General features: G+C 65.6%; 7 protein-coding genes. 4 read left to right on the top strand and 3 right to left on the bottom strand.

Going from position 1 to position 9,651, the window contains the following annotated elements; translation table 11 throughout:
• The coding region (locus CWO89_RS35570; protein WP_130583091.1) for a PAS domain S-box protein at positions 1-2,945 on the top strand (2,945 nt) is incomplete at its 5' end.
• A 242-nt stretch (positions 2,946-3,187) separates the two neighbouring features.
• Positions 3,188-4,012, top strand: coding sequence for a metallophosphoesterase family protein (locus tag CWO89_RS35575; protein WP_130583092.1), 825 nt, complete (start codon positions 3,188-3,190; stop codon positions 4,010-4,012).
• Here CWO89_RS35575 and CWO89_RS35580 read toward each other — a convergent pair.
• From CWO89_RS35580 to CWO89_RS35590, 3 genes are all read right to left on the bottom strand, one after another.
• On the bottom strand, positions 3,951-4,436 hold the full coding sequence (locus CWO89_RS35580) for a cyclic nucleotide-binding domain-containing protein (protein WP_130583093.1): 486 nt from the start codon (positions 4,434-4,436) through the stop codon (positions 3,951-3,953). The two genes, CWO89_RS35575 and CWO89_RS35580, sit on opposite strands and share 62 nt — an antisense overlap.
• Before the next feature lie 115 nt (positions 4,437-4,551).
• On the bottom strand, positions 4,552-5,079 hold the full coding sequence (locus CWO89_RS35585) for a tautomerase family protein (RefSeq protein WP_130583094.1): 528 nt from the start codon (positions 5,077-5,079) through the stop codon (positions 4,552-4,554).
• A gap of 102 nt (positions 5,080-5,181) precedes the next feature.
• A complete protein-coding gene (locus tag CWO89_RS35590) occupies positions 5,182-6,201 on the bottom strand; it encodes a GlxA family transcriptional regulator (RefSeq protein WP_130583095.1) in 1,020 nt (339 codons plus the stop codon).
• A 260-nt stretch (positions 6,202-6,461) separates the two neighbouring features.
• On the opposite strand from CWO89_RS35590, the gene CWO89_RS35595 reads away from it, so the two are divergent.
• Positions 6,462-7,490, top strand: coding sequence for a Fe(3+) ABC transporter substrate-binding protein (locus CWO89_RS35595; protein WP_130583096.1), 1,029 nt, complete (start codon positions 6,462-6,464; stop codon positions 7,488-7,490).
• 145 nt (positions 7,491-7,635) lie between these two features.
• Positions 7,636-9,234, top strand: a complete 1,599-nt coding sequence (locus CWO89_RS35600; protein ID WP_130583097.1) for an ABC transporter permease — start codon at positions 7,636-7,638, stop codon at positions 9,232-9,234.
• The last annotated feature ends 417 nt before the right edge of the window (positions 9,235-9,651 follow it).

Consider the following 9,651-nt stretch of genomic DNA (forward strand, 5'->3'; position numbering starts at 1 on the left):
CGATGGCCGCGTTCGCGCGCGACGGCATGTTCGTCGGCGCCAGCGACGCCGCGCGGGCCCTGCTCGGCTTCCGCAATCTCACCGAGGCCGGCCTTGATGCCGCGCGCGAAGACGCGCTCCGGCAGGGTCGGGCCGAAACCTCCTTCCGCATCGGCCACATGGTGCTGCAGCGCGTCGGCAGCGGCGCGGATGTCGGCCTCATCGCGCTGATGATGCCCGCGGTCGCAGAGACCGAGGCCGCGCCCTCTCCGCCGGAAACCGCGACCGGCCCGGCTGCCAGGCAGCCGTTCTACGAGCAGCCCGCGCTGTCAGGGGAAGCGCCCGCCGAATTCGCGCTGTTCGATGCGCTGGATACGGAACCCGAGGAAGCCGAGCCCTCGCCCTTTATCGAGCCGGTCGCCGACGAGCCGTCGGTGCCGGTCGCAACGCCCTTGTCCTACACGACGCCGGATGGACGCACGCCGGCCGGCGCGTCCGAAAAGACGCCGTCATGGCATGACGAGCCGCTGCCAAATACGCGCCGCACCCCGCTGCGCTTCATGTGGCAGATGGACCGCGAAGGCCGCTTCTCGCTCGGGTCGGACGAGTTCACCCGGCTGATCGGCGTGCAGGCGGCGGCCGGCTTCGGCCGGCTGTGGAGCGACATCGCCGACAGGTTCGGCCTCGATCCCGAAGGCCGGGTGATGAAGGCCTTTGCCACTGAGGATACCTGGAGCGGCATCACGCTGAACTGGCCGGTCGATGGCGGCGGCCGGCTAAGGATCGAATTGTCGGGCCTGCCCATCTTCGACAGCGCGCGCAATTTCGCCGGCTATCGCGGCTTTGGCGTCTGCCGCGATTTCGACGGTCTGGCGCGGCTGGAGGCGCTGCGCCGCTACGAATTTTTCAGTGGACCGCCGGCCCAGCCACTGTCCGCCGACACAATTCCGGCCGAGCCTGAGCCATTGGAAGTGCGAGAAGCGCCGCGGCCCGAGGTCTCATCCGGCGCGGCGCCGCCGACAGAGCCCACTGCGGCATCTGCAACCAGTGCGGAAGTGCCCGAGCCGAAAGCGTCCGAGATTTTACAACAGAGCGATTTGGAAACGATTTTGGATACGCCCAAGGACATCTCAACGGAAACGCCGGTCGAGGCGCCCGGCAACGTGCTGCCATTCCGTCCGCCCGGCGAACCGAAGCCGCCGTCGCTGACGCCGGTCGAGAACAACGCCTTCAACGAACTGGCGCGGCAATTATCGGCACGGCTCGAAAGCCAGATCGCCGAAGCGTCGGCGCCATCGGCGACCGAAGAGCTGGTCGCCGATGCACCGCCACCGCCTGTGGAAGCGCACGAACCAGCCTTCGAAGCGCCAATCGCGGACCAGCCCGTGACTGCCGCGCCGGCGACTGCCGCGCCGGAATGGCTGAGCGAGCCCGAGCCGGCGCCGCGCGGCGAAGCCAGGCGCGACCGCGCGCTGCTCGACCTCATGCCGACCGGTGTCCTGATCTATCGGCTCGACCGGTTGCTCTATGCCAATCCCGCCTTCCTTAAGCGGATGGGATATGAGAGCGTGCGCGCGCTGGAGGATGCCGGCGGACTGGATGCGCTGTATGTCGAGCCCGGCGTTTCGGCCGCCAGCAGCACCTCCGACAGCGGCACGCCGGTGCGGATCGCAGCAGCCCCGCCGCATGGCGATCCCGGCCATGGAAGCGCGGAGGCGTACCTTCACACGATCTCCTGGGACGGCGATTCCGCGCTCGCTTTGATCTTCGCCGAGCGGCACGACGAGGGCGCGGCCATCGCAGCGGCGATGGCGGCGGAGCCGCTTCCGCCTGACGTAGCTCCGGGGATAGGACTGGCCGATGCCGAGGAGCTCGGCGCCATCCTCGACACCGCCGCCGAGGGCGTCGTGATGTTCGATGCCGAGGGCAACATCAATTCCTGCAACCGCAGCGCCGAGGCGCTGTTCGGCTATGACGGCGACGAGCTCGTGCAGCGCAACCTCGCCGATCTCTTTGCGCCCGAAAGCCAGCGCGTCATGCTCGACTATCTCGAGAGCATCAAGGGCGAAGGCGTCGCGAGCCTGCTCGACCACGGCCGCGAGGGGCTCGGGCGCGTGCGCCAGGGCGGCCTCGTGCCGCTGTCGATCACGATGGGCCGCACCCGCGCCGACGGGCCGAACTTCTTTGCGGTGTTCCGCGATCTCTCGCAGGCCAAGAAGAGCGAGAGCGAGTTGCGCGAGGCCAAGCGCCTCGCCGAGCGCGCGGCGATCGCGAAGGCCGACATGCTGGCGCGGATCAGCCACGAAGTGCGCACGCCGCTGAACGCCATCATCGGCTTTGCCGAAGTAATGATCGGCGAGCGTTTCGGCACGCTCGGCAACGAGCGCTATCTCGAATACATGAAGGACATCCGCGCCTCCGGCGAGCACGTGCTGGCGATCATCAACGATCTGCTCGATCTCTCGCGGATCGAGACCGGCAAGCTCGATCTCGCCCTCACCGACCAGAATCTGAATGAAATGGTCGAAAGCTGCGTCGCGGTGATGCAGCCGCAGGCCAACCGCGAGCGCATCATCATTCGCACCTCGCTTGCGCATATGCTGCCGCCGGTGCTGGCAGATGCGCGCGCGCTGCGCCAGATCACGCTCAATTTGATCGGCAATTCGATCCACCTCGCCAATGCCGGCGGCCAGGTCATCGTCTCGACCGCGTTGTCCGATTTCGGCGAGGTGATGCTGCGCGTCCGCGACACCGGACAGAGCCTCAACGACAACGAGGTCGCCGCGGCCCTCGAGCCGTTCCGCACGCCGGCGCCGTCGGACCAGACCACCGAAAGCTCCGCCGTCAGCCTGTCGCTGACGAAGGCATTGGTCGAAGCCAACCGCGCCAGATTCCACATCAAGACCGGGGGCCGCTCCGGCACCCTGATCGAAGTGGCGTTCCCCCACGCCACCGCGCGGGCGTGAGCACGATCCCGTAGCCCGGGTGAAGCCCAGCGCAATCCGGGACAGGTGCATCCGCGTTCGCGAGGCGGCCTTGGGTTACGCTGCGCTCCACCCGGGCCACGGCGCTGCGGGGATGTGTCGCGTTCGCGGGATGCGACACGGCACAATTATTGCTCGATTTTCCCGACGTGAATGCATCGGCGCCTGACGCGCCCAATTCCTGAGCAATTTGATTTCACCTCATCGATCCTGATCGAGGTCCCATGCGCTGCCTGGTCGTTGCCGATCTGCATTATTCATTGCCGCAGTTCGACTGGCTGCTCGCGGCCGCGCCGCAATTCGATCTGGTGGTCTTTGCCGGCGATGCGCTCGACATCTCATCGATCGTCGATTTCCGCGCCCAGATCGTCGTGGTGAAGAAATATCTTTCACTGCTCGCAGCGCGCACCCGCGTCATCCTCTGCTCCGGCAATCACGATCTCGACGAACGCAATCCGGACGGCGAGAAGATCGCGCGCTGGGTCTCTGACGCCAGGGAACTCGGGATCGCCGGCGACGGCGACAATCTGACCATCGGCGATACGCTGTTCACGGTGTGCCCGTGGTGGGACGGCCCAAAGGTGAAGGAGCGGCTCGACGCGCAACTTCGTAACGCCGCCGTCAACCGGCCCGCGAATTGGATCTGGGTGCATCACGCGCCGCCCGCAAACTCGCCGACGAGCTGGGGCGGCAAGCGCTTCTTCGGCGATGTCGAACTGGTGCAATGGATCGAGCGCCATCAGCCGTCGATGGTGATATCAGGCCATGTGCACCAGTCGCCGTTCATTCCTGATGGTTCGTGGTTCGACCGATTAGGCGCGACCTGGGTGTTCAACACCGGCCGCCTCCCCGGTCGTCCGCCGACTTATATCGTACTTGATATCGACCAAGGCAGCGCGTTCTGGCTGGCGCCGGGCGAGGAGCAGACCATCGATCTCAACGCATCGCTGCAGCCGGCCGCGCGGATCGAGAACCCGCCGCCCTGGCTCACATCCTTGGGTCTGATTGCCGATCCGATCCTGGCGCGACCTGCATCGGCGGCAGGTTGATCATGCTCTGCAGGATCTCGCCGACCATCGCCAGATGCGTGCCATGGTCGGCATATTGGTGCATGAGATCGGCGAGATAGGTGGTGGCGACGTTGAGCCGTTGTGCGAGCAGCCGGGCCAGCAGCAGCGCCACTTCCGGCTGCTCGCGCAGGAAGGCCGCCGCATCATCGAATTCATAGACCAGCGAGTCGGATGCAGCGCGCACCGTTGCGGTGTGCGGCTGATCGAGCAGCACACTCATCTCACCGAGCACGGCGCCGGGCTCAGCGAGCACCGCGACCACGGCATCGCCCTTGATCACTTCCAGCCGCCCTTCGATCAGCACGAACAGATGCCCGGTCTTGCCGCCCTCATGGATGATGAGCGCGCCGGACGGCACCTGCCGCCGAACTGCCGCGCCGCAATAATCCAGGATCGTCCGCATCCGAACCCCACCTCCCGGAAGGAAGACTAGGCGCAGACTTCCCCGAGGGGAAACGCATTAGCTGGGCGCGCTGCCCAAATTGTCGGCACTTCGGGGGACGCCGCAGGACGACGCATCAATCGATCCCCTTGCGCGCGGCATCGAGCGCGCCGGCCAAGAGTTCGAGCGCCTTCACGCGGCGCCGTCGTGCCAACCGCTCCTCGCCGATCTTTCGCTCATGCTCGCCGGCGATGAAGGCCTGGATGTCCGGCAACGGACGGATCGCGCCGCGGCTGCCCCATTGGCCGTCCGGCACCTCGGTCGGAAATACCCAGACGCGCGGCGCGACGTCTTCGAACGTACCGCCGTCCGCGCGCACGATAGCGTCGGTGATGTCTTTCACCAAGGCCTTGCGCGAAGCTTCGGTGTACTGCCCTTCCGGCACCGTCGGGACGATGCGGTAACGCGGCAACGCCGAGCGTTGGCCCGCGACGTAGACGGCGGCCGGCCGATGCAGAAACACGACCGTCACGCTTTGGGCGACCTCATTGGCAGGATCGAATCCTTCGTGTCCGATCAGGATATCGCCCAGTTCCTTGATCAGCCGCGCTTCGGCTTCGCTGTTCAATGCCCCTTCGGGAATGGTCACGTCGATCATCGGCATAAAGACCTCCTGTGCTCGTTCGCAAGCCGAGGTCTAGGTGCTGAGCGGTTCTGCCGACAGTGGCAGTATCGCCATCTTTCGAGGAAATTCGGACAGGCGCGGCTATGCGGCCGGCACAGCGCGGGCGTTGCGGCGCGCGAAACGGCGTTGATATTCGCGAGGTGAAAGCCCGGTTTCGCGTCTGAATAAGCGGCGGAAGGTGGAGAGATCGTTGTAGCCGACACGGGCGCTGACCGCATCGACGCTCAAGCCTTCGGTTTCGAGCAGCCGCTTTGCCACATCGACGCGCAGCGCTTGCAGGTACTGGAGCGGCGCCTCGCCGGTCGCGAGCTTGAAGCGGCGGTTGAGCGTGCGCTCGCTGACCGCAAGATGCTGCGCGAGTTCGGCGAGGCTGAACCCATGTTGTAGTGACTTTTCCATCCAGCGTTGCGCCCGTGCCACCAGCGCGTCCGAATGCTGCGGCGCGCTCGGCATGCTGGCGTAGGAGGTCTGCGAGACGCGGTTTGACTCGATCAGCATCAACTTGCCGGTTTCGGCCGCCACTTCGAGGCCAGCAAATTTCTCAACCAGGCGAAGCGCCAGATTGAGCGACGTCGTCACCGCGGCGGAACAGACGATGCGGTTCTGCTCGGTCAGGATTTCCGAGACCCGGAGGTCCACTTCGGGGTAACGTTTGGCGAATGCCTTCGCCTTCGCCCAATGCGTCGTGGCAACGCCACCGTCGAGCAGGCCGGCCTCGGCGAGAATGAAACTGCCGGTACAGTAGGAGGCGAGCAGCGCCCCGCGCGCGTGCTGGCGGCGCAGCGCAGCAAGCAGCGGTTCGACAATGTCGATTCTTTCGAAGAAGCGCTCAATGTTGACAACGAAGGGTCCCGGCACGACCACCGCATCCGCGGCGGCACGTGCGCTGATCGGCCCGTCGACGTCGATGACCTGGCCCGAAGCGGTCTCGACCGGCTTGCCGTCCAGCGACTCGACCCGCCATTGCAGCAGCGGCGCTCTTGCCCCGCGATGGTGAGGCCGTTCTGCCCATACCGCATTGGCCGCGGTGAAGACGTCGATCGCCCCCGCCACGCCGGAGGCCAGGATGCCGTCATAGACCCAGATCCGGACGAGCGGCATGGTCCTGTCCGATTTTGCTCATGAGGGGGCGATACTGCCATCCCGCGTTCTGACGAACAAGCCGAACAACAAGGCCTGGAGGAAAATGCCCGGCCCCGACGACACTCCGCAGAGTCGTGGAATCCAAATTTGGAATCGCTCTAAGTCGTTACGCTGGAATCACTCTAAATCATCCCGTTCGCGACATCGGGTCGCGGACATCTTGGCGTCGCCTGCGCTAGGCACTCTGGTACCGCGTGACATCCTGCCGGAGCAGCCTCATGATTAATCTTCGCGTCCTCGCCGCGTCAGCGGCGGTGCTGTGCCTGACCTTGCCCGCCGTCTCGACCGCATCAGCCGACAATGGCGAAGTCAACGTTTACACCTATCGCGAGACCAAGCTGATCCAGCCGCTGTTCGATGCCTTCACCAAGGACACCGGCATCAAGGTCAATGTCGTCTCGGCGAGTTCGGGACTTGAGCAGCGTATCAAGGCGGAGGGCACCAACAGCCCGGCCGATGTGCTGCTCACGGTCGATATCGGCCGCATCGACGAAGCCGTGCAGGCCGGCGTGACCCAGCCGATCAAGTCGGAGGTGGTCGAGAAGATCGTCCCGGCGCAATATCGCGATCCGGACGGGCATTGGGCCGGCATTTCCATGCGCGCACGCGTGATCTACGCTTCCAAGGATCGCGTCAAGCAGGACAAGGTCACCTATGAGGAGCTCGCCGACCCCAAGTGGAAAGGCAAGATCTGCATCCGCTCCGGCCAGCACATCTACAACAACGCGCTGTTCGCGGCCTACGTGGCCAAGCACGGCGAGGCCAAGGCCGAGGAATGGCTGCGTGGCGTCAAGGCCAATCTCGCGCAGAAGCCGTCGGGCGGCGATCGCGAAGCCGCGCGGGACGTCGCCGCTGGCAAATGCGACATCGGCATCGGCAACACCTATTACTGGGCGCTGATGATGAACAACGATCCCGACAAGAAGCCGTGGGCGGAGGCGACCCGCGTCGTGCTGCCGACCTTCGAGGGCGGCGGCACCCACGTCAACCTTTCCGGCGTGCTGCTCGCCAAGCACGCGCCCAACAAGGCCAACGCCGTGAAGCTGATCGAATGGCTCGCCGGCGAACCGGCGCAACAGATGTATGCCGACCAGAACTACGAATATCCGGTTCGTGCCGGCGTCGCCGTCAATCCCACCATTGCGGGCTACGGCACACTGAATGCCGACAGCCTGCCGATCTCGAAGATCGCCGCAAGCCGCAAGGCGGCGGCAACGCTGGTGGACAAGGTCGGCTTTGACAACTGACCTCTCCGCTTCGCCCCCTCTCCTGCCCGCTGGAGAGGGCCGGGGCGAGGGTGCTGCTGCGATTCACGCCGCCCGAAAAAAGAGAGCGCCCACTCGCGGGACGCGACGCGTCTACGCCGGCCGGATCGCCGCGGCAATCGCGGTGATGACGGCGGTCCTGGTCGCGGCTCCCGTCATCTCGATCGTGTCGCTTGCCATGCAGCCGGCGCCGGAAGTGTGGCACGACCTGATCAACTATGTGCTGCCGGCGGCGCTGCTCGACACCGCGCTCCTGCTCGCCGGTGTCGGTGCGCTGACGCTTCTGCTCGGTGCCGGCACCGCGTGGCTGATCTCGCGCTATGATTTCCGCGGCCGCCGCACGCTGCTGTGGCTGATGCCGCTGCCGCTGGCGGTCCCGACCTATCTCGCCGCTTACGTCTACGCCGATTTGTTCGAGCCGCTCGGCCTCGTCCATCGCACGCTCGCGATCTGGCTGCCGCTGCGTGACGCTGTCGGCTGGCTGCCTAATCTCCGCTCCCTGCCCGGCGCGATTGTCGTGATCGGGCTGGTGCTCTACCCCTACGTCTATCTGTCGGCGCGGGCGATGTTCCAGTTTCAAACCGCCGAATTCGCCGAGGCCGCGAAGACGCTCGGCGCCGGCAAATGGACCGTGTTCTGGCGCGTGTCGCTGCCGATGGCGCGGCCGGCACTTGCGGTCGGCGTGGCGCTGGTATCGCTGGAGACATTGAACGATATCGGTGCCAGCGAATATCTCGGCATCCGCACGCTGACGGTCTCGATCTTCACGACCTGGCTCAACCGCGGCAGCCTCGCCGGGGCTTCGCAACTCGCCTGCCTGATGCTCGCCATTGTCGCCGGCCTGGTCATCATGGAACGCTACGGCCGCCGCAATACCAATGCCGAACTCGCAGCCGAGAGCCCGCGGCTGATGCCGCGAACGCCGCTGGTGGGCGCAAAAGCGTGGTCGGTATTCGCAACATGCCTGCTGCCGGTGCTGATCGGCTTCGTCGTGCCGCTACTCTATCTTATGCATCAAAGCATCAAGCGCGGGCTGCTCGCCAATTTCGATACGTCGCTCTGGCGCCACGCGTTCCACTCGGTCGCGTTTGCCAGCCTGGCCACGCTGCTGGCGCTGCTGCTCGGGTTCTCCACCATCATCGCCCATCGCTGGCGGCCAAGTCCGTTGCAGCATGTCGCGATGAACATCTCGCAGGCCGGCTATGCGCTGCCCGGCCTCGTGATCGCGCTTGGCCTGCTCGCGCCGGTGCTTGCTGTCGACAATGGGCTGAACGCGCTCGCCGCGTGGACTGGGCAATCGCTGCCGGGATTGATCCTGATGGGCTCGGGCTCAGCCGTGGTGATGGCCTACGCGATCCGCTTCCTGGCGGTGCCGACCGGCTTGCTCAAGGCCGGTTTTGAGCAGATTCCGCGCGACTATGACGAGAGCGCGCGCGCCGTCGGCGCCGGCCAGGCAACGATTCTGCACTGGATCCACCTGCCGCTCTTGAAGCCCGCACTGTTCGGGGCCGCCATCATCGTCTTCGTCGATTGCCTGAAGGAGTTGCCCGCAACGCTTCTGCTGCGCCCGCTGAATGTCGAGACGCTGTCGACCTCGATCTACCAATTCGCCAGCCGCGGCAGTTTCGAGGAAGGCGCACTCGCAGCCCTGCTCATCATCGCCGCCAGCATCGGCCCGGTGGCGTGGCTGACACGCTTCTCCGACGTGCCGAACGGTCCGGCGTGAGCGCAGCACATTCCGGGACGCGCTCCGCCCCCGCCGTCATTCCGGGGCGCGCGTGAGCGCGAGCCCGGAATCCATTCCCGCTACCAATCACCGCCGTCATTCCGGGGCGTCCGAAGGACGAGCCCGGAATCCATCGAGCCGCAGGCGCGAGCAGTGACATGGATTCCGGGCTCGATGCTTCGCATCGCCCCGGAATGACGGCGGAGAATAATTCGCCAGCGATTCCAAAGTGATTTGCCTCGTCCACTCCTCGCGCGAAAAACATTCCACTTCCGCCGTCGGGCAAATCAGCACTATGACTCCGCGCGTCTCACCCGAGAGAGGGGCGGCTCGCGATCGTCACGAACGTTGCGGTGAGATGCGGTGGACGTTGGTGTTGCGACAGACGAACGCAACATCAGCGGACGGCGAAGTCGT

Origin of the sequence: Bradyrhizobium sp. Leo170, assembly GCF_004296405.1 — a bacterium.
Lineage (GTDB): Bacteria > Pseudomonadota > Alphaproteobacteria > Rhizobiales > Xanthobacteraceae > Bradyrhizobium.